Genomic DNA, 19,182 nt, shown 5'->3' with positions numbered 1-19,182 from the left:
ACTATTTTGATTTTATTATCAATTAGTTTCCATTTTGAAGAATGGATAACTTATCCTCTTTTACATTTAAAGAACTTAAGTCAAGCAGGAGCTTTAGGCTTTGGTTCTTTTCATCCCCTTATTTTTTCATTTTTTATATATTTATTTTTACTTATTCCAAGAGCTTTTATACTTTTTATAACCAAGAAAATTCTAAAAAAACAATAAAGATAATTTAAACTTATATATAATATTTTATTCTCTTATTTATTGTAAATTACTTGTAATTTATATAAGCTAAAATAGCATACAATAATAAAAACATGAATATAATTTATTTAAAATTTCTATTAAAAGGTAAATTGTGAAAAAAGACTTGATAGAAGAATTTGATATTGAATTAAGAAAAAATGGAATAAATAGAAGAGAAGCTTTAAAGTTAATGGGAATATCTGGAAGTTTATTATTGATGAACAATAAAGCTTATTCTACTAATTTAAATGCAAGTGATGTAAAAGCTAAAATAGTTATTGTAGGTGGAGGATTAGCTGGGATATCTACAGCTGCAAGATTATCAAATAGTTTGACAAATCCTGATATTACAATTATAGAACCAAATGCAAAGTCCGTATCTTATCAAGCTGGAAACACATTAGTTGGAGCTGGAATATATGATAAAAATGATGTCATTTATGAAACAAAAGAGTTTTTACCTAAAACAGTTAAACTTATAAAAGATAAAGCAGTACAATTTGATCCTAAAAATAATAAGTTAAGAGTTCAAAAAGGGGATACTATTGAGTATGACTTTTTAGTTATTGCTGCTGGATTAGTGTTAGATTTTGAAAAAATAGAAGGACTTGAAGAGTTAGAATATTTATACACAATGCAAGATTCTCAAAAAATGAATAAGTTTTTTAAAAATACAAATGCAAGTACAATTTATAATGTTGATGGGGCAGTTCAAACATGGGAAAACATGCAAAAAACTATTTATGAAGCAAATAATGGAAAAAAACAACAAGCAATCTTTTCTCATCCAAATACACCTATTAAGTGTGGAGGTGCACCTAAAAAAATTATGTATTTAATGAATTCTAGATTAAATGAAGTAAGTGCAAAAGCAAGACAAAATGTAAATATGCATTTTTATACAAATAGTTCAAAAATGTTTAGTGTAAAAGAGTATGAAGATGCAATAATTCAGCAATTTAAAGTAAGAGATATGAAATATAGTTTAAACCATAATCTTACGAAAGTGGATTTAAAAAATAAAACAGCAACATTTGATAAATTTTGGAATGAAAAAGGTTCATGGGATCCTGATTTAGAAGAGTATAATAGAATAATTAAGCATATAAATTTAGAAATACCTTATGATTTTTTACATATTACTCCTCCCATGAAAGCAGCACCTGAAATTGCAGATTCTGAAATAGGTTCATCAAAAGGATGGGTTCCTGTAAATAAAGAAACCTTGCAGCATGTTAAATATGATAATATATTTTCTTTGGGAGATATAGCAGCCATTCCTTTAGGAAAAACAGGTGGAAGTATAAGAAAACAGTATAAAGTAGTAGTTGATAATATTTTATCTCTTATGGAAGGAAAAGAGTTAAAAGCTAAGTATGATGGATATACAGTTTGTCCTATTATTACTGATATTGGTAAAGTAATGCTTGCTGAATTTGATTGGTCAATGAAACCTAAACCATCATTCCCTTTAGATCCAACACAAGAAAGATATATTTGGTGGTTACTTAAATCATATATTTTAAAGCCAATGACACAATATGGAATGTTATCAGGAAAAATATAATTTGTAAAATAGGAGAATTTATGAAAGCTAGTTTATTTTTAGTTTATATAATAACAGTAATACTTTTATTTACTGGATGTACAACAAATCAAGCATCCATAGATAATACAAGTTCTAAGGTTAAAATGCTAATTGAAAAAAAAAGTCATTTAGATGTAGATTTAAATACTATAAAAACAGCTCAAGCTAAAAATAGTGCTTTATTAATTGATGCAAGACCTTATTCCAAATATATAAAAGAGACAATTCCTGGAGCTATTTCTATTCCTGATACAAAGTTTAAAACTTTATTGGGAAGATTACCTATAAATAAAGATGAAAAAATCATCACATTTTGTGGTGGATATACATGTTCAAAGTCTCATATAGTAGCAAATAAACTTTTAGATTTAGGATATAGTAATGTTTCTGTTTTTGCAGCAGGAATACCAGCATGGAAGAAAGCTGGATTAGCTACAACTAAAAGTATTAATTTAGTAAAAAAAGAAAAAATTAGCTCAAAAGTTCAGTACAGTAAAAATGGATTAAAAAAAGGCCTTGATAAGGGGAGTGTTGATGGGGTATGGTTTTATAATTTAATCAAAAACAATAAAGTACCAAAATATATTCAAATTGTTGATGTAACATCACCTATTGAGTTTAGAAAAGGCCATTTAAAAGGTGCAATAAATATTGAAGCTGAAAAGTTAAAAGCAAATGAGTTTTATTCAAAACTCCCAAAAGATAAAACTATTGTGTTTAATTGTACAGCTGGTGGAAGATCAATGGATGCATGGGTGAAACTAAAAGATGCAAAAATTGATATGGATGAAATTTATTACTTTGATGCAAATATAGATTGTAAAGGTGATAATTGTAAAATTGAGGTCAATGAACCTTTAGGTATATAAATAAAAAAAGGGACTAAGACAAAGCCTTAATCCCTTTTAATTTTTTATGATTTGCAAATTTATTAGTTAAGTGCTTCTTTAGCTTTTACTACTAATGAAGCAAATGCAGCAGAATCATTCATAGCCATATCAGCTAAGATTTTTCTATCTAATTCAATTCCAGCTAATTTTAAACCGTTCATGAATCTTGAGTAGTTGATATCATTTAATCTACAAGCTGCATTGATTCTGATAATCCAAAGTCTTTTGATATCTCTTTTCTTTTGTTTTCTATCTCTGTAAGCATATACTAAAGAGTGCTCTAATTGCTCTTTCGCTTTTCTAAAGTGTTTTCTTCTACCACTAAAGAAACCTCTAGCTTGCTTTAATACTTTTTTGTGTCTTCTTCTTCTAACTACACCAGTTTTTACTCTAGGCATTCTATTTTTCCTTTACCGTATATTATATTGTTAATATTAGGTGTCAACATTATAGTTGAACTTGTCCACATAAGTGGAGGGACTAATAATCATTTATATGAAATAAATAATTACGCTTTGTTTAACATTCTTTTAATTCTAGTTGCGTCAACTGCAGCAACTGTTTTAGGACCTCTAAGATTTCTTTTTCTCTTTTGAGTCATTTTAGTTAAGATGTGGCTTCTATAAGCTGATCCTCTTTTGATAGAACCATTTTTTTTCACTTTAAATCTTTTTAAAGCGCCACTGTTAGTTTTCATCTTTGGCATGGAAGAATCCTCCTTTTAAATTTGCATTTTCAAATAAACTGAAAAAGTTCGTGATTTTACTTAAAAATTACTTAAAAAATGTTTAAAGAAGGATTTTTGAGAGCAGAAGAGAGTAGAGTCTCTTCTTTTTTTATATTAGTGTTTATCTTCTTTTTTAGGAAGAACCATCATATTAACAAATCTTCCCTCTTGTTTAGGCTTACCATCTCTTACACCATATTCTTCAAGCATTGGCCATACTCTTTCAAGTACATCTGCACCAGCTTCTGGATGTGCCATTTCTCTACCTTTTAAGAATACTCTACATTTTACATGGTATCCTTTTTCTAAGAATTCAATAGCGTGCTTAACTTTATAATTGATATCATTTTCTGCAATTTTTACAGAAAATTTTACTTCTTTTACTACGATAACTTTTTGTTTTTTCTTAGCTTCTTTTTTCTTTTTTTCTTGTTGGTATTTAAATTTACCATAATCCATAATCTTCGCAACAGGTGGTTTTGCATCTGCTGAAATAAGAACTAAATCTAGTCCTAAATCATCTGCTGTTGATTGTGCATCTCTTGTAGGGATGATACCATAGTTTGTGCCATCATCTCCCATACATCTTACTTCTTTAGCAGTAATGTCCTCATTCATTATTGCTTCATTTTTTTTACCTTTTCTCATACTACTCAAATTCTACTCCCTTTTTTTATTTCATTTAACATTAAGATAAATTCATCTTTAGTCATATTTGACTGCTCTCTTTTTCTTCTATCTCTTAATGCCACAGTTTTATTTTCAACTTCTTCATCTCCAATAACAACAATCATTGGTACTCTTTGTTTTTCTGCCATTCTGATTCTTTTATTTAAAGATTCATTCATATCAAATATTTTTGAATCCATTCCATCTCTTAAAAGCTCTTTTTCTAACTCTTTCGCATACTCTACATGAGTATCTGCAATTGGTACAAAAATTACCTGAGTAGGAGCAATAGCAAATGGGAATTCACCAGCACAGTGTTCAGTTAAAATACCAATAAATCTCTCAAATGAACCTAGAATTGCTCTATGTATCATAACAGGTTGCTCTTTTTCACCTTCTGCATTAATAAATTCAGCATTAAATCTTGACGGTAAGTTCATATCAACTTGTACTGTACCACATTGCCATTTTCTTCCAATTGCATCAAGAATTTTAATATCGATTTTTGGACCATAGAATGCTCCTCCACCTTCATCAATTCCATAAGGTATATTATTTTCATCTAAGGCATCCATAATACCTTTAGTTGTAGTTTCCCAAAAGATGTCATCACCAATTGCTTTTTTTGGTTTAGTTGAAACTTCTATTTCATATTTAAAATCAAATAGTTTAAGTAAAGTATCTACAAATTCTAAAACTTCAAATATTACATCTTTTATTTGTGCTTGTGTACAAAAAATATGTGCATCATCTTGAGCAAACTCTCTTACTCTAAATAATCCATGCATTGCACCACTCATTTCATGTCTATGAACAACACCATATTCAAATAGTTTCATTGGTAAATCTTTATATGAAACTAATTTATTTTTAAAAATTTGAATATGACCAACACAGTTCATTGGTTTCATTCCATATTTTTGTTCATCAATAGTAGTATAGTACATATTTTTACCATAGTTAGCATTATGTCCTGAAATATCCCACATAGTAGATTTTAATAATTCAGGACCTCTTACAGGTTCATATCCTCTTACTCTATGAGCTGTGTATAAAATATGTTCTAATTTAGATCTAAGTCTTGCACCATTTGGTAACCATAAAGGTAGCCCAGCACCTACATCATCATTGAATGCAAACAATTCTAATTCTGTTCCAAGTTTTCTATGGTCTCTTTTTTTAGCTTCTTCAAGCATTCTAACATAGTCATTTAATTCTTTTTTATCAAAGAATGCAATACCATAGATTCTAGTAATCATTTCATTTTCTTCGTCACCACCAAGGTATGCACCAGCAACTCTTGTTAGTTTAAATGCTCTAATCATTCTAGTATTAGGTACGTGAGGCCCTCTACATAAATCTTCAAAGTCACCTTGTTTATATAGGGTTAATGTGTCATCAGTGATATTTTTTAATACAGCTTGTTTTAGTTCATCGTTTGCAAACTTAGATAGAATTTCTTCTTTTGAAGTTTCATATCTTTCAATAGGTAATTTTCTATTTGCAATTTCTTTCATTTTCTTCTCAATAGTTGGAAGATCTTCATCTGAAATTTTCGATTCAACTTTAAAATCGTAGTAAAAACCTTCTTTAACAACAGGCCCTACGAAAAACTTAGCTTCAGGATATAATTCTTTAATAGCTTGTGCCATCATGTGAGCACATGAGTGTCTAAGAATCTCTAAAGACTCACTAGAGTTATCAGCCTTAATATCCTCTCCCTGAATGTTTAAAGCTTCAGCAGTTTGAAGGTCATATATTTGACCATCTTTTAATACACCAATAGGTTCCAATAAATTCCTTTTTATTATGTTTTTTTATTAAATTTAGCTTATTTTATCGCAAAGCTTCTTAAAGTTAATTAGATATTTCGTAATTTAACAAAGTTTTGTTACAATTAAGTATGATTTTAAACCTATCAAAGATAAAAACAGAAAGCCTATTATTATTTTGTAAAGACTTGATTCTTTCTTATAAAGATAAGGAAGATACTAATAGTTATGGACTAGATAAAGAAGTAGTCGAAAAATTTAATAAAATTAGTGATGATATGCTTACACAAATAAATAGTGTAACTTTATCTTCAAGTTATTATTTAAAAAATGCAAAGCATTATAGAATCAAAGCAATACTAAATGCTTATAACTTTATAAACCAAGAACTTTCAAAACTTTTAAAGCAAAATCAGTCATTTAATCCTTCTATGCTTTATTTTGCTATGTTAGCACTTTGGTTTAAAGAATTAAATAAAGAAGCAAAATCAAAAGAGTATATTTATTTTATTTTATATCCTTATGGAAATGTTTATGATGATTTTATTGTTAATATTAAAAATAATGATTTTAAAAAATTGAATATTGAGATGTTAGAGTTAGCAGAGAAAATTATTTATAAGTTAGATAAAGTTTCCCTATCTTAAAGACTTAAGGAAGAGAAACTTCCTTAAAATCTATATCTTATATTTGCTGTAACATTTTGTGCTTCTTTTACATTATCACCTGTAACTTTAGTAGGTGCGCCTAACTCTCCAAAGAAACCATTACTTCCTGTATAATCATATTTAATATTTGTATATCTCATAGTTAAACTTAAAGCTTTTGTTAATTGTTGATGTCTATATACTTCCCAAGCAGTACCTCTTGCTGCTATTTTACTACCAGCCATTGTATCCTCACCATAAGTCATAGATCTCCAGTATTTACTTCCTTTATTCCATTCAACTCCTATTTTTGCATCATCTGGACTTAAAGGACATGGAGCATTAACTCCTAACCAAATAGAGTGACCTGTTTTAGAATTATTTGAACCTAACATACTCATACCTTCTTTTGGATGAGTTTTACTCATAGCAAATGAAGCAAAAACAGTTGTATAGTCTAAGATATCGTTGATTCCATTACCAATTCCATCAGTTTTTAACATAATAGTTGCTAAATCTATTTTTCCAAAATCTTCAAATGTAGAACCACCATTTTTCATTCCTATTAAATTCCAAGCTCTTGCATAATTTGTATGAATAGAGTATTGACCATCATCATAAGGTACATAAATTAACCCTGCCATATCAATATTTTCACTACTTGAATCTTTTGTATACGCTGGTTTTCCATCCATAGAGAATCTTAGTCTTGCATTTGTTAAACCTCTACCCATACAAACTTTAGCCCAAGAACCTGTCATTCCTGTAAGTTTATCTATATTAAATCTAGCACTTGCTCCATCAAATTCTACATTTACAGTATGAGCTAAGGCTGATTTTCTTTTCTGATCCGCTCTATAGTTTATTCCTAAACCATCAGTTGATGGACGTCTACCAATACTTGCTGTCCATGAAATATCTTCATTTCCTAAAAATGAATCATTTGAGTATAACCAGTAGGCTTCTTTTACTTTTAGTTCATTATCATTTGTAGCACTTTCATTTGTAATCCAATCAAAATTTGCATTGTTATTTACATTTGAAGAATTATCACCATAAAGTTTATTGTATGAAAGCATTCCATAAAATAGTGAGTTTTCATCTGCTTTAAACTTCATACCTAAATTTAATCTATTAGACATAACAGCTTCATTTTTAAGTTTTTTCCCATTTGCTAGTTTATAGTTTAGATTATCAACTTGTGTTCTAAAATCAACATTCCATTTTATATTGTCACCAGCGTCATGAGCTTTTACTTTTTGTATTTTTTTAGAATTGCTTTTTAATTTTTTTTCTATTTTAACAATTCTTTTTTCATCTAATTTTGGAGCTTTATTCTGTTTTTGCATTTGTTTTTCTAAAGCTTCAATTTTAGCTTTTAAGAGTTGTATTTGTTTAAACATCTCTTTATTTATATCATTTGCAAAAGAAGTAGTTGTAAGTGCTGTAATAGTAGCAAAACTTAATAATACTTTTTTCATATTAAAATCCTTGATTTATATTTTCCGTATTATAAGTTTTATTAATTTAATTTATAGTTAAACTATTAGTTTAAATTATATTAAATTAGAAATAAAAAAAGCTTGGTTTTTTTCCCAAGCTTTTAAAAAGTATTTTTAGCTTAACAAGAAGGAACATTTCCTGAATCATTTGCATACTCATAAGAGAATTCAAAAATATGCTCAACCCAGCTATCTTTAATATCTGATTCTTTTACATTTGGACAAATTTTCACAAACTCTTTTTTAAAATTTCCATTATCCATAATCTCTTGCCATTCATCTTGTGAGTGTTTTGCAGCAAATTTTGCTCCATTCATTCCGCAAGAATTTTTAAATTTTTTGATAAATAGTTTTTGTCCTTTTACCGAACTTGCACTTAATGTTGTAGTAGATACACCTAATACTAAAGTAGCAGCTAAAAGTAACTTTAATAACTTCATATTATACTCCTAATAATTGTTTGGGTACAATTATAGCAAATACAGATAAATATTATCTTAGAAATATTAGAAAAGCGAATACTATATGAAACATTTTTTATTAAAACAAATAACTGAATACTTAGCCAATAATTCCCAAAAAATAAGGCTTTGTAAGAGAATAGACAATAATACTATTATAATAGAATTTAATAATACAAATATATTATATTTTGATATGACAAAAGGAAATAGTATAGTTTTTAAATCAAAAGAGCTTTTAAAATCTAAAAAAGATTTTAATGCTCCTTTTGATGTTGTTCTTCAAAAAAGACTTAATAACTCTAAAATTGAAGATATTTGTCTTTATCAAAATGACAAAGTGATAAATATAAAAGTAAATTCATCCTCTTCTTATAAAAAGTTAACAACAATTTTACAGCTTGAATTTACAGGTAAACATACAAATATAATTTTATTAGATGAAAATAGAATTGTTTTAGAAGCATTAAGGCATATTGATGAGTTTTCCTCTAGTAGAATTGTAAAGGTTGGGCATAAATTAGATGAGATACCTAAACAAAATTTTATTCCGAAAATTGATAAGGTAAAAAATATTGAAGAATATTTATACGATGTTTTTTTAAAAAAAGAAGAGAAAAACTTAGAAAATTTAAAAAAACAAAAAATAAGCCAAATTGATAAAAAAATAAAAAAATTAGAGAAAACAATAAATGCCTTACCCAAAAAAGAAGAGTTAGAAAGTCAAGCACTTAACTTATATGAAAAAGCTAATCTAATTTTAGGAAATATACATAATATTAAGCCATATCAAAAAATCTTAAAAACTTATGATTATGAAGGGAAAGAAGTTGAGATTGATTTAGAAGAAAATGCTTCTGCTTCTAAATATTCTAATGATTTATTCAAAAAAGCAAAAAGAGCTAAACAAAAAGCAGAAAATATATCTCTTGAAAAAGATAACTTAGATGAAAAATTAGCTTTTTTATATAGAATGAAACAAAATATTCAGAATGCAAAATCAATTCAAGAGTGTGAGTTCTTATACCCTAAAAAAGAAAGAAATCAAGCAAAAGTGAAAAAAGCACAGCCTTATGAAAGCTTCTTTTTTGAAGGATATAAAATTATGTTAGGAACTAGTGAAAGAGAGAATATCTATCTTCTTAAAAATTCAAAAGCAAGTGATTTTTGGTTTCATTTAAAAGATAGAACATCAGCACATGTAATAGTACAAAATTCAAAGAAAACAATTCCCGATTCTGTAATAAAACAAGCAGCAACACTTTGTGCTAAATTTTCTATGGATAGTTCAGGTACTTATGAAGTAGATTATACACAAAGAAGAAATGTAAAAATACAATCAGGATCAAATGTTTTATATAACCCATACACAACAATAATAATTAAAACATAATATATTAATATTTTAAAGTTTGTATTATTTTTAATCAATCAAGCTAAAACAATGTAAATCCAGTAGATTTAATAGAAGATATATTTTTTTATAATAAAAAAATAATTTTATATTAAGAAATAATAATATAAAATATCGTTCATATTAACACAGGAGACAAGATGAAAAGTTATGCAAAATTAATTTTACTTTCAATAAGTACAATTTTTGTAGTATCACTATTTAATGGATGTGCAATTTCAACTGCAATTGAAAAAAGAAATTTAGAAGTACAAACTAAGATGAGTGATTCTATATTTTTAGAACCAGTTGAACCAGAAAAACAAGTTGTGTACGTTAGAGTAAGAAATACTACAGACAAAGATATAGATATTGAAAATGAAATTAAAAAAGCATTTATTAATAATGGATTTGTTGTTACAAAAAATCCTAAAAAAGCTGAATTTATGGTTCAAGCTAATCTTTTACAAGTAGGAAAATCAAATGCAAATAGTGCAAGAAGTGCACTTCAATCAGGATTTGGTGGAGCTGTACTTGGAGTTGGTGTTGCTGCTGCATCAGGAGCATCTTCAGGTAGATCGTATGGAACAGCAGGTTTAGTAGGGGCACTTGTTGGAACAGTTGCGAACTCTTTAATAAAAGACGTTTATTATACAATGATTACAGATGTAGAAATTAGACAAAGAGCTGCAAAAGGTGAAGTTATTGAGCAAAATGCAAAAGGAAGTTCAAAGCAAGGAATGAGCTCTTCTGTAAATCAAACAATTAAATATGCAAATGCACAGTGGAAAATCTATAGAACAAGAATAGTAAGTACAGCTAATAAAGTAAATTTAGAGTTTGAAGAGGCTAAACCAGTCCTAACAAAAGGTTTAACTAAATCTTTATCTGGAGTTCTTTAAGACTCTTAAGTATTTATAGTTAAAACTCTTAACTATAAATACTTTTTAAAAATTTAATCAAAAGCCAAACTTTAGTATAATCTTGTAATTTTAACAAACACAAGGTTTACTTTATGGCTAATATTATAAAAGATAGTTCTACTAGAATTAAAACAGGTTTAGTTCTAATTATTGCAATGGTAATAATTGGATATATTGATTCATTTTTCTTAATGTGGCTTCTATTTGGTACAATGCTTATGATTTCAATTAGTGAGTCAAAAAAACTATTTCAACTAAAAGGTGATAGTATTTATGTATATACTGCACTTTTATGGTTTGCTGCTTATTTTCATCCAAATCCAGAAGATTTAATTTTTATTGTCGCAATTGGATATGCTTCTCAATTAGCATATAAAAAATCACTTGATAAAAAAATGTTTTTACCATTACTTTATCCAACAGCTTCATTTTTATTTTTATTATCACTTTATGCAGAGTATGGAGTTATGACTCTTTTATGGTTATTAGTAGTTGTAGCAGGTGCTGATACAGGTGCTTATTTTGTAGGAAAAAGTATTGGAAAAACTAAATTTAGTGAAACTAGTCCCAATAAAACATTAGAAGGTGTAATAGGTGGAGTTATAACAGCAGGGATTTTAGGTACAATTTTTGCTCATGAAAATTTAAGTATAATAATGGCAATCACAATATCTATCATAGTAGCTTTTGCATCTGTATTTGGAGATTTATTTGAATCTTATTTAAAAAGAGAAGCAGGAGTAAAAGATAGTGGAAATATTTTACCCGGACATGGAGGTATTTTAGATAGAACAGATGGCTATCTTTTTGGTGCAATTGTTATGTTAGTTCTTCTTAGGGTTGTAATGTGATTGTATTAGGAAGTACAGGTTCTATTGGTGTAAATACTTTAAATATTGCTAGAAAATTTCACTTAGATATTGAAGTTTTAGTAGCAGGTAAAAATATTGGAATATTAAATAAACAAATAGAAGAGTTTAAACCTAAAAAAGTTGTTATAGCTTCAAAAGAGGATTTTCACAAAGTAAACCATGAAAATGTATCTTTTGGAGAAGAAGCAATTTTAGAAGCAATAGAAACTAGTAATTCTAAAATTGTAGTAAATGCTCTTGTTGGCTTTCTTGGATTAAAACCAACTTTAAAAGCTATACAATGTGGTAAAAAAGTTGCCTTAGCAAATAAAGAGTCTTTAGTAGTTGCTGGAAAATTTATAGATAAAAGTGCTTTAAGTCCAATAGATAGTGAACATTTTGGACTTTGGTATTTACTTCAAGATAAAAAAATTGATTCTATGCTAGTTACTGCAAGTGGAGGGTCTTTTAGAGATTATCCTTTAGAATCATTAGCAAATGTATCAATAAAAGAAGCCTTAAATCATCCAAACTGGTCTATGGGTAATAAAATTACAATAGATAGTGCAACAATGACAAATAAAATATTTGAATTAATGGAAGCTGCTTGGTTATTTGATATTAGAAAATTAGACGCAATAATTGAACCAAAATCACTTATTCATGCTTTAGTAAACTTTAAAGATGGAAGTACAACAGCTCATATTGCAAATGCTTCTATGCAACTTCCTATTGCTTATGCAATTTTAGGAAAATGCGATGAAGAAATATTAAAACCTGTAGATTTATTAGAAGTAGCCTCTTTAGAGTTTAGAAAAATAGAAAAGTCACGTTATCCTATTTGGGAAATAAAAGATGAGATATTAAATAATCTTGATTTAGGTGTTATTTTAAATGCAGCAAATGAAGTTGCAGTATCTAAATTTTTAAACAATGAAATAGGCTTTTTAGATGTATCTAAAATTAGTTTAAATGCATTAAATAAGTTTAATAATGTAAAAGCACAAACAATAGAAGATATATTTGAGATAGATAAGGAAGTGAGAACATATTATGGGTCTTGATATGTTAATTCCTTTTTCAATTTTACTAGTTTTAGTTATTTATTTAATCTACACAAGAAGTAAATTTGAAAAAGATATAGTACAATTATATGAGAAGAAGTTTGAAGAATGGAAAAATAACTCATCTTTAGACACAAAAAAAGATTCAAATAATGAATCACCAAAACTTTTAGCAGGTTTAGTTTATAAACAAGGGTATAAGCTAAAAATTGAGCTTCTTGATGAAAGTGTAAAAGACAATCTTGAAAAAGGGAAGTTTAAAATAGATAACTTAAAAGGATAAGTTATGAAATACATAGTTTTTATGGTTTTAATTTGTACGTTATTACAAGCTCAAACTTTCAGAAAAAATAGTTTAAAGGTGGTAATTGATACAAATACCAATTTAATGTGGATAGATACTATTGATGTTCTTAAAATAAAAAAAGAGCATGAAAAAGCAATTGAATATTGTAAAAACTTAGTTTTTGCAGGATATTCAAACTGGCGAATTCCAACTATAGATGAATTTAAAACTATAGTAAATAAAAAAAATCATAAAAACTATATAAATTATGCTTTTAAATATAATGTACCAGATGGTTACTGGGCTTTTAAAGCTCATTGGCGAACTTTATGGTTTTATGCTGATTATATGCACTTTATAAGTGGTACACCATATTATGACAGTAGACATAAAAAGAAATATGTTAGATGTGTTAGAAGTATTTAAATAGGAGAATGAATGCAGAAAATTTTAATATTACATGGTTTAGGAGGTAGTGATTATCCCCATTGGCAAGCTGTATTAGCAGGAGATTTAATAAAACAAAATTACACAGTATCATTTCCTGCTTTTCCTAAAAGAGATAATCCTCAATTAAAAGAATGGAAAGAGTTTTTAAAAAAAGAGATTGAACATTTTAAACCAGATACTATTATATGTCATTCTTTAGCAAATGTATTATGGTTTCAAACTTGTAATGAATTAGATATTAGTTTAGAAAAACTAATGTTAGTTGCGCCTGTTTCAAGAACAAGAGTAGTTGAAGCAGCAAAAACATTTTATCCATACACACCGCCAAAAGATTTAAAAGCAAAAGAAGTTATTATTTTAGCCTCAACAAATGATCCTTATATGACAGAAGAAGAAGCAATGCTTTTAAAAGAAGATTTAAATGTAGAAATTAACATTATGCAAAATGCAGGACATATAAATGCCGAATCGGGATTTGGTAGTCATGATTTTGCACTTGATTGGTTAACAAAAGATAAAAATGAAAAGGGTTACTTGTAAATGTCAAAAGAGTTAATCTTAAGTATAGAATCAAGTTGTGATGACAGCTCAATTGCCATTACAGATATAAATAGCCTAGAATTAGTTTATCACAAAAAAATATCCCAAGAATTACAACATAGCATGTATGGAGGAGTAGTTCCTGAACTTGCAGCAAGACTTCATGTGGAAGCTTTACCTAAGATACTTGAAGAGTGTAAAGAGTTTTTTCCTTTACTAAAAGCAATTGCAGTTACAAATGCTCCTGGTTTATCTGTAACACTTATGGAGGGAGTTACTATGGCCAAAGCTTTAAGTATTAGTTTAAATCTTCCTTTAATTGCAGTAAATCATTTAAAAGGTCATATCTATTCACTATTTATAGAAAAAAAAGAAGTTCTTCCTATGACTATACTTTTAGTATCAGGAGGACATACTCAAATAATAGAAGCAAAATCTTTAAGTGATATGAATATCATTGCCTCAACAATTGATGATAGTTTTGGTGAGAGCTTTGATAAAGTAGCAAAGATGATGGGCTTGGGCTATCCTGGTGGACCTATAGTTCAAGAGTATGGACTAAAAGGTGATGAAAATAGATTTGATTTTCCAGTTCCATTAAGACAAAGTCCAAATATACAGTTTAGTTATAGTGGTTTAAAAAATGCAGTAAGAATGCAAATAGAAAAGTTAGAAAACCAAGAAGATGGTATAACTGAACAAGACAAATATGATGTATGTGCCTCTTTTCAAAAAACAGCAGTTGCTCATATAATGCAAAAACTAAAGAAACAATTTAAAAAAATAGTTCCAGAAGATTTTGCAATAGTAGGTGGAGCTAGTGCAAATATACATTTAAGAACTCAAATAGAAGAACTATGTAAAAAGCATAAAACAAATTTACATTTAAGTGAACTGAAATACTGTTCTGATAATGCAGCTATGATTGGAAGAGTTGCTGTTGAACAATATAAACAAAATGATTTCACAGATGTAAATAAAATAGATGTTCAAACTAGATTAAAAGGAATGTAAAATGATTTTTGAAATGGGTGCAAAATTAGAAGGTGATAGTTTTGATACTTCTAAAAATGATAAGAAAAATAAAAAGAAATCAAATAATGAAATTATTCCAAAAAATCAACATCAGTTAGTATTTACTTATGAAAAAAGAAAAGGTAAACCTGTAACATTAGTAGGAAGATTTTATTTAGATGAAAAAGAGAAAAAAGAAGTTCTTAAACTTTTAAAGAAAAAGCTTGCTTGTGGTGGAGCTATAAAAGAAGAATGGATAGAATTACAAGGTGATGTAAAAGAGAAAGTAAAAGTAGTATTACAAGCAAATGATTGGAAGTTTAAAAAATAAGGAATAACTATGAAGAGAATATTTGATGAGGTAAACTCTTTAGATAAAAGATGTTATGAAAAGTTTGCATTAACAGAAGATATCTTGATGGAACATGCAGCTTCTTCAATGGCTTCATATATTCAAAAAAATCATAAAGATAAAAAATCTATTTTGATTGTTTGTGGTTCAGGAAACAATGGTGCAGATGGAATGGCCTTAGCAAGACTTCTATATAAAGCTTATGAAGTTTCTTTATATTTTTATACTAACCTAAAATCTCCAATGGCAAAACTTCAGTTCCAAAGAGCAAAAGCTTTAAATATAAATATCATAGAAACTTTATATGAAGCTGATATTATTGTTGATTGTATCTTTGGTAGTGGATTAAATAAACCTTTAAAAAATGATGCAATAAGTTTAATAAATAAATTAAATGACATTAATGCTTTTAAAATTGCTTGTGATATTCCTAGTGGGATAAATAATAAAGGACAAATAATAGATGTTGCTTATGAAGCAGACATTACTATTACAATGGGAGCTTTAAAAACATCTTTATATACAGATTCAGCAAAAGAGTTTGTAGGTGATATTAAAGTAGCTAATTTGGGAGTACAAAGAGAAGTATATGAAGGTAATAGCAATAAGTATCTTTTAGAAAAAGAGGATATGATACTTCCAAAAAGATCTAAAAAACAAAATTCTCATAAAGGTACTTATGGTCATTTAAATGTAATTGCAGGTTGTAAAAAAGGTGCAGGAGTAATAGCAGCAAAAGCAGCTTTTGGTTTTGGTGCTGGATTAGTAAGTGTTGTATGTCATGAAGAGTTAGATTTACCTTATCATATAATGCAAACACACTTTCTAAGTCAGAACTGTACAGCAATAGCAATTGGTATGGGACTTGGTAAGTATGACAAAAAAGAAATTAAAGAAATTTTAGATAATGACCTTCCTATGATAATCGATGCTGATTTATTCTATGAAGAAATTATTTTAGATATATTGGATAAAGATATAGTATTAACTCCTCATCCAAAAGAGTTTTGTGCATTATTAAAATTATGTAAAATTGCTGATATTTCAATTATTGAATTACAAGAGAATAGATTTTTTTATGTAGAGTTATTTAGCAAAAAGTATCCAAATATTACTTTATTACTTAAAGGTGCAAATGTGTTAATCTCAAAGAATAAAGAAATCTTTGTTAATCCATACGGAAGTTCTGTTTTGAGTAAAGGTGGCAGTGGAGATGTATTAAGTGGATTAATAGCATCCCTATTAGCACAAGGGTATAAGAGTATAGAAGCTACAATAAGTGCAAGTTTGGCACATACATTTGCAGCAAAAGCTTATAAAAAAAATGATTACTCTTTAATCCCATCAGATTTAATTGAAGAGGTAAAAAAATTATGAATGCAGTAATTATTCAAACAACATGTGCTTCACAAGTTGAAGCAAAAAATTTAGCAAAAGTTCTAGTTCAAGAAAAGCTTGCTGCTTGTGTACAATTACATGAAGTAGAATCAGTATATGCGTGGGAAGATGAGTTATGTTGTGATTTTGAAACAATACTTAATATAAAAACAAGAAAAGAAAATTTTGAAAAAGTTAAAAGCAAAATTAAAGAATTACATAGCTATGATGTCCCGGAAATTATCCAAATAGATATAACGAATTCAAGCAAAAAATATATAAAATTTATAAGTGATTGTTGTTAAATAATCACACTATATAAAGCATTATAAAAGGAAAATTATATGAACAATGATATTTTAAAAGTTGGTGAATATGAATTTAATAGTAGACTAATTGTTGGTTCAGGTAAGTATGATTCTTTTCAAACAACAAAAGATGCTACATTAGCATCAGGAAGTGAATTAATTACAGTTGCAATTAGAAGAGTAAATATTACAAATCCAAATGAAGAAAATTTATTAGATTACTTTAAAGACACGAATGTAAAACTACTTCCTAACTCAGCTGGATGTTTTACAGCAGAAGAAGCAATCACTACTTTTAGATTAATGAGAGAAGCAACAGGAATTGATATTATTAAATTAGAAGTTATTGGTGATGCAGTAAAAACACTTTATCCAGATGTAATAGAAACTATTAAAGCTTGTGAAGTATTGAAAAAAGAAGGTTTTACAATTATGGCTTATACTTCTGATGATCCAATTGTTGCAAAACAATTAGAATCAGCAGGGGCTGATGCAATTATGCCATTAGCTGCACCTATTGGTTCAGGACTAGGAATTCAAAACCCATACAACATTGCATTTATTAAAGATGCAGTAAAAGTTCCAGTATTAGTAGATGCAGGACTTGGTTGTGCAAGTGATGCTTCTTATGCTATGGAATTAGGAGCAGATGGAATTTTAGCAAATACAGCAATAGCTCAAGCACAAAACCCAATGGCAATGGCAGAAGCATTTAAATATGCTACAATTGCAGGTAGATTATCTTATAAAGCAGGAAGAATTCCTAAAAAACCTTATGCAACAGCAAGTTCTCCAATAGACGGATTAATCCAGTTTTAGGGCTTTTAAGAAGAAAAAATGAAAATTTTTCATTTTTCTTCTAAAAACACTTGACAAAGTAAAAAAAATATATTATAATTCCGTCCACTTTTTGAGAGAAACATCTTAAAAAGAGTTGAGTGTCGGGGCGTAGCGCAGTCTGGTTAGCGCACCTGGTTTGGGACCAGGGGGCCGGAGGTTCGAATCCTCTCGCCCCGACCATTTTAAAATTCATGTGGTAGGTATAGCTCAGTTGGTTAGAGCATCTGGTTGTGGTTCAGAGGGTCGTGGGTTCGAATCCCATTACTTACCCCATTTTTATATTATTGCCTCCTTAGCTCAGCTGGATAGAGCAACGCCCTTCTAAGGCGTAGGTCAGACGTTCGAATCGTCTAGGGGGTACCACTAGTTTACAAAGGTAAACTATTTTTAGTTTTTTTGTGAAAAAACATTGCGGATGTGGTGAAATTGGTAGACACGCCAGACTTAGGATCTGGTGCCTCACGGTGTGGAGGTTCGAGTCCTCTCATCCGCACCACTTTTTATTTTATTGCGGGAGTAGCTCAGTTGGCTAGAGCCTCTGCCTTCCAAGCAGATTGTCGCGAGTTCGAGTCTCGTCTCCCGCTCCATAAAAGCCTTAAATAAATTGTTTTTTAACTTTTTATTTAAGGCTTTTTATCTTTATATTATTGCCTCCTTAGCTCAGCTGGATAGAGCAACGCCCTTCTAAGGCGTAGGTCAGACGTTCGAATCGTCTAGGGGGTACCACTTAAAAAAAGCTTTTAGCTAAAAGAACTTAAGTTCTTCTAGCTAAAAGCTTTTTTTTTGCCAAAAATTTATCTCACTAAATACTAATATAAATCTAAAAACCTAAAAAAACTAAATAGTTACTAAGATAGAAATCATATAAATATAAAAACTTGATATTATATTAAATAAATGAAAATACTATCTTATTAAATATAATGAAATTCCTTTAATCTATAAGATTAATATTGTTTACTTATTATATAAAAGAGAAAATAAACAAATGAAGAATATAAAAATACTGTCCAATTAAAATAGAACAATAATGAAATAAACTATAAATAAGAGTAAGTAAAATAAACAAAAATCTAATAAAGATAAACAAAAAATAAAAAAAGTTGAAAAAGAGAAGTAAAAACCCAATAAAAGCATAGTAAAAAGCAGAAAAAAAGACAAAAGGATTACAAATTGAGCAATTTAAGTTAATATTTAGGAAAACTTCTTGACAAAGGGAAGAAATTTGTCTATAATTCCCGTCCAATTTCAGAGGAACGACACAAAGTTCTAAAGAGATTAAGATCTTTAAAAACGA

At 28.4% G+C, this 19,182-nt stretch carries 21 protein-coding genes and 6 tRNA genes; 21 read left to right on the top strand and 6 right to left on the bottom strand.

Annotated elements, in window-relative coordinates; all coding sequences use genetic code 11:
• Positions 1 to 340 precede the first annotated feature (340 nt).
• Both ACH5BH_RS06035 and ACH5BH_RS06030 read left to right on the top strand, forming a co-directional pair.
• Complete coding sequence (locus ACH5BH_RS06035) at positions 341 to 1,798, top strand: NAD(P)/FAD-dependent oxidoreductase (RefSeq protein WP_423297943.1); 1,458 nt, start codon at positions 341 to 343, stop codon at positions 1,796 to 1,798.
• A 20-nt stretch (positions 1,799 to 1,818) separates the two neighbouring features.
• Entirely contained in the window at positions 1,819 to 2,688 is an 870-nt protein-coding gene (locus tag ACH5BH_RS06030) for a rhodanese-like domain-containing protein (protein ID WP_423297761.1), read from the top strand.
• A 62-nt stretch (positions 2,689 to 2,750) separates the two neighbouring features.
• Here the strand turns inward: ACH5BH_RS06030 and rplT are convergent, their stop codons facing one another.
• From rplT to thrS, 4 genes are all read right to left on the bottom strand, one after another.
• Positions 2,751 to 3,107 (bottom strand): 50S ribosomal protein L20, encoded by a 357-nt coding sequence (gene rplT, locus ACH5BH_RS06025; protein WP_404304704.1) that lies wholly within the window; start codon positions 3,105 to 3,107, stop codon positions 2,751 to 2,753.
• 110 nt (positions 3,108 to 3,217) lie between these two features.
• Complete coding sequence (rpmI, locus tag ACH5BH_RS06020) at positions 3,218 to 3,415, bottom strand: 50S ribosomal protein L35 (RefSeq protein ID WP_254576932.1); 198 nt, start codon at positions 3,413 to 3,415, stop codon at positions 3,218 to 3,220.
• A 135-nt stretch (positions 3,416 to 3,550) separates the two neighbouring features.
• Positions 3,551 to 4,084, bottom strand: coding sequence for a translation initiation factor IF-3 (gene infC / locus ACH5BH_RS06015; protein WP_404305270.1), 534 nt, complete (start codon positions 4,082 to 4,084; stop codon positions 3,551 to 3,553).
• Between the two features lie 5 nt (positions 4,085 to 4,089).
• On the bottom strand, positions 4,090 to 5,898 hold the full coding sequence (gene thrS / locus ACH5BH_RS06010) for a threonine--tRNA ligase (RefSeq protein WP_423297760.1): 1,809 nt from the start codon (positions 5,896 to 5,898) through the stop codon (positions 4,090 to 4,092).
• A gap of 95 nt (positions 5,899 to 5,993) precedes the next feature.
• Here thrS and ACH5BH_RS06005 point away from each other — a divergent pair, with 95 nt between their 5' ends.
• Positions 5,994 to 6,524 carry a hypothetical protein gene (locus ACH5BH_RS06005; RefSeq protein ID WP_404304699.1) on the top strand — a complete coding sequence of 177 codons (531 nt, stop codon included), beginning with the start codon at positions 5,994 to 5,996 and terminating at the stop codon, positions 6,522 to 6,524.
• Between the two features lie 23 nt (positions 6,525 to 6,547).
• On the opposite strand, the gene ACH5BH_RS06000 is transcribed toward ACH5BH_RS06005, so the two are convergent.
• Positions 6,548 to 8,005 carry a DUF3373 family protein gene (locus ACH5BH_RS06000; RefSeq protein ID WP_423297759.1) on the bottom strand — a complete coding sequence of 486 codons (1,458 nt, stop codon included), beginning with the start codon at positions 8,003 to 8,005 and terminating at the stop codon, positions 6,548 to 6,550.
• 140 nt (positions 8,006 to 8,145) lie between these two features.
• Positions 8,146 to 8,466: a cytochrome C gene (locus ACH5BH_RS05995; protein ID WP_404304695.1), complete on the bottom strand. Its 321-nt coding sequence runs from the start codon at positions 8,464 to 8,466 to the stop codon at positions 8,146 to 8,148.
• 85 nt (positions 8,467 to 8,551) lie between these two features.
• Between ACH5BH_RS05995 and ACH5BH_RS05990 the strand changes: the two genes are divergently transcribed.
• From ACH5BH_RS05990 to ACH5BH_RS05905, 18 genes are all read left to right on the top strand, one after another.
• Positions 8,552 to 9,880 carry an NFACT RNA binding domain-containing protein gene (locus ACH5BH_RS05990; RefSeq protein ID WP_423297758.1) on the top strand — a complete coding sequence of 443 codons (1,329 nt, stop codon included), beginning with the start codon at positions 8,552 to 8,554 and terminating at the stop codon, positions 9,878 to 9,880.
• A gap of 161 nt (positions 9,881 to 10,041) precedes the next feature.
• On the top strand, positions 10,042 to 10,782 hold the full coding sequence (locus ACH5BH_RS05985; RefSeq protein WP_423297757.1) for a complement resistance protein TraT: 741 nt from the start codon (positions 10,042 to 10,044) through the stop codon (positions 10,780 to 10,782).
• 113 nt (positions 10,783 to 10,895) lie between these two features.
• Complete coding sequence (locus ACH5BH_RS05980; protein WP_404304690.1) at positions 10,896 to 11,654, top strand: phosphatidate cytidylyltransferase; 759 nt, start codon at positions 10,896 to 10,898, stop codon at positions 11,652 to 11,654.
• A complete protein-coding gene (gene dxr / locus ACH5BH_RS05975; protein WP_423297756.1) occupies positions 11,651 to 12,718 on the top strand; it encodes a 1-deoxy-D-xylulose-5-phosphate reductoisomerase in 1,068 nt (355 codons plus the stop codon). The genes ACH5BH_RS05980 and dxr overlap by 4 nt, the downstream gene beginning before the upstream one ends.
• The gene (locus tag ACH5BH_RS05970) at positions 12,708 to 13,001 is read left to right on the top strand and encodes a hypothetical protein (protein ID WP_404304686.1); all 294 of its coding nucleotides are present in this window, start codon (positions 12,708 to 12,710) and stop codon (positions 12,999 to 13,001) included. Before dxr ends, ACH5BH_RS05970 begins: the two co-directional genes overlap by 11 nt.
• Before the next feature lie 3 nt (positions 13,002 to 13,004).
• Positions 13,005 to 13,430, top strand: coding sequence for an Lcl C-terminal domain-containing protein (locus ACH5BH_RS05965; RefSeq protein ID WP_423297755.1), 426 nt, complete (start codon positions 13,005 to 13,007; stop codon positions 13,428 to 13,430).
• Positions 13,431 to 13,442: 12 nt separating this feature from the next.
• Positions 13,443 to 13,994, top strand: a complete 552-nt coding sequence (locus tag ACH5BH_RS05960; RefSeq protein ID WP_423297754.1) for an RBBP9/YdeN family alpha/beta hydrolase — start codon at positions 13,443 to 13,445, stop codon at positions 13,992 to 13,994.
• The gene (gene tsaD / locus ACH5BH_RS05955) at positions 13,995 to 15,008 is read left to right on the top strand and encodes a tRNA (adenosine(37)-N6)-threonylcarbamoyltransferase complex transferase subunit TsaD (protein WP_423297753.1); all 1,014 of its coding nucleotides are present in this window, start codon (positions 13,995 to 13,997) and stop codon (positions 15,006 to 15,008) included.
• A gap of 1 nt (position 15,009) precedes the next feature.
• Positions 15,010 to 15,339, top strand: a complete 330-nt coding sequence (locus ACH5BH_RS05950) for a translation initiation factor SUI1 (protein ID WP_404304679.1) — start codon at positions 15,010 to 15,012, stop codon at positions 15,337 to 15,339.
• Positions 15,340 to 15,348: 9 nt separating this feature from the next.
• Positions 15,349 to 16,737, top strand: a complete 1,389-nt coding sequence (locus tag ACH5BH_RS05945; protein WP_423297752.1) for an NAD(P)H-hydrate dehydratase — start codon at positions 15,349 to 15,351, stop codon at positions 16,735 to 16,737.
• A complete protein-coding gene (cutA, locus tag ACH5BH_RS05940) occupies positions 16,734 to 17,042 on the top strand; it encodes a divalent-cation tolerance protein CutA (protein ID WP_423297751.1) in 309 nt (102 codons plus the stop codon). The genes ACH5BH_RS05945 and cutA overlap by 4 nt, the downstream gene beginning before the upstream one ends.
• Positions 17,043 to 17,081: 39 nt before the next feature.
• Positions 17,082 to 17,864 (top strand): thiazole synthase, encoded by a 783-nt coding sequence (locus tag ACH5BH_RS05935; RefSeq protein WP_423297750.1) that lies wholly within the window; start codon positions 17,082 to 17,084, stop codon positions 17,862 to 17,864.
• Between the two features lie 123 nt (positions 17,865 to 17,987).
• A tRNA-Pro gene (locus ACH5BH_RS05930) sits at positions 17,988 to 18,065 on the top strand.
• Positions 18,066 to 18,081: 16 nt separating this feature from the next.
• Positions 18,082 to 18,158, top strand: a tRNA-His gene (locus ACH5BH_RS05925).
• Between the two features lie 13 nt (positions 18,159 to 18,171).
• Positions 18,172 to 18,248: transfer RNA gene (locus tag ACH5BH_RS05920), tRNA-Arg, on the top strand.
• Positions 18,249 to 18,296: 48 nt separating this feature from the next.
• Positions 18,297 to 18,381: transfer RNA gene (locus ACH5BH_RS05915), tRNA-Leu, on the top strand.
• Between the two features lie 14 nt (positions 18,382 to 18,395).
• Positions 18,396 to 18,472 (top strand) — tRNA-Gly (locus ACH5BH_RS05910).
• 62 nt (positions 18,473 to 18,534) lie between these two features.
• Positions 18,535 to 18,611, top strand: a tRNA-Arg gene (locus ACH5BH_RS05905).
• Positions 18,612 to 19,182: the final 571 nt, after the last annotated feature.

It is taken from the genome of Arcobacter rhizosphaerae (genome assembly GCF_049472155.1).
Taxonomy (GTDB): domain Bacteria; phylum Campylobacterota; class Campylobacteria; order Campylobacterales; family Arcobacteraceae; genus Arcobacter_B.
This window is presented reverse-complemented; position numbering and strand designations above follow the sequence as displayed.

Bases quoted from the DNA above. Each gene is read 5' to 3' on its own strand.
- ACH5BH_RS06030 (WP_423297761.1), top strand. From the start codon at position 1,819: ATGAAAGCTAGTTTATTTTTAGTTTATATAATAACAGTAATACTTTTA.
- rplT (WP_404304704.1), bottom strand. From the start codon at position 3,107: ATGCCTAGAGTAAAAACTGGTGTAGTTAGAAGAAGAAGACACAAAAAA.
- rpmI (WP_254576932.1), bottom strand. From the start codon at position 3,415: ATGCCAAAGATGAAAACTAACAGTGGCGCTTTAAAAAGATTTAAAGTG.
- infC (WP_404305270.1), bottom strand. From the start codon at position 4,084: ATGAGAAAAGGTAAAAAAAATGAAGCAATAATGAATGAGGACATTACT.
- ACH5BH_RS06000 (WP_423297759.1), bottom strand. From the start codon at position 8,005: ATGAAAAAAGTATTATTAAGTTTTGCTACTATTACAGCACTTACAACT.
- ACH5BH_RS05995 (WP_404304695.1), bottom strand. From the start codon at position 8,466: ATGAAGTTATTAAAGTTACTTTTAGCTGCTACTTTAGTATTAGGTGTA.
- ACH5BH_RS05990 (WP_423297758.1), top strand. From the start codon at position 8,552: ATGAAACATTTTTTATTAAAACAAATAACTGAATACTTAGCCAATAAT.
- ACH5BH_RS05985 (WP_423297757.1), top strand. From the start codon at position 10,042: ATGAAAAGTTATGCAAAATTAATTTTACTTTCAATAAGTACAATTTTT.
- ACH5BH_RS05980 (WP_404304690.1), top strand. From the start codon at position 10,896: ATGGCTAATATTATAAAAGATAGTTCTACTAGAATTAAAACAGGTTTA.
- ACH5BH_RS05970 (WP_404304686.1), top strand. From the start codon at position 12,708: ATGGGTCTTGATATGTTAATTCCTTTTTCAATTTTACTAGTTTTAGTT.
- ACH5BH_RS05965 (WP_423297755.1), top strand. From the start codon at position 13,005: ATGAAATACATAGTTTTTATGGTTTTAATTTGTACGTTATTACAAGCT.
- ACH5BH_RS05960 (WP_423297754.1), top strand. From the start codon at position 13,443: ATGCAGAAAATTTTAATATTACATGGTTTAGGAGGTAGTGATTATCCC.
- tsaD (WP_423297753.1), top strand. From the start codon at position 13,995: ATGTCAAAAGAGTTAATCTTAAGTATAGAATCAAGTTGTGATGACAGC.
- ACH5BH_RS05950 (WP_404304679.1), top strand. From the start codon at position 15,010: ATGATTTTTGAAATGGGTGCAAAATTAGAAGGTGATAGTTTTGATACT.
- ACH5BH_RS05945 (WP_423297752.1), top strand. From the start codon at position 15,349: ATGAAGAGAATATTTGATGAGGTAAACTCTTTAGATAAAAGATGTTAT.
- cutA (WP_423297751.1), top strand. From the start codon at position 16,734: ATGAATGCAGTAATTATTCAAACAACATGTGCTTCACAAGTTGAAGCA.
- ACH5BH_RS05935 (WP_423297750.1), top strand. From the start codon at position 17,082: ATGAACAATGATATTTTAAAAGTTGGTGAATATGAATTTAATAGTAGA.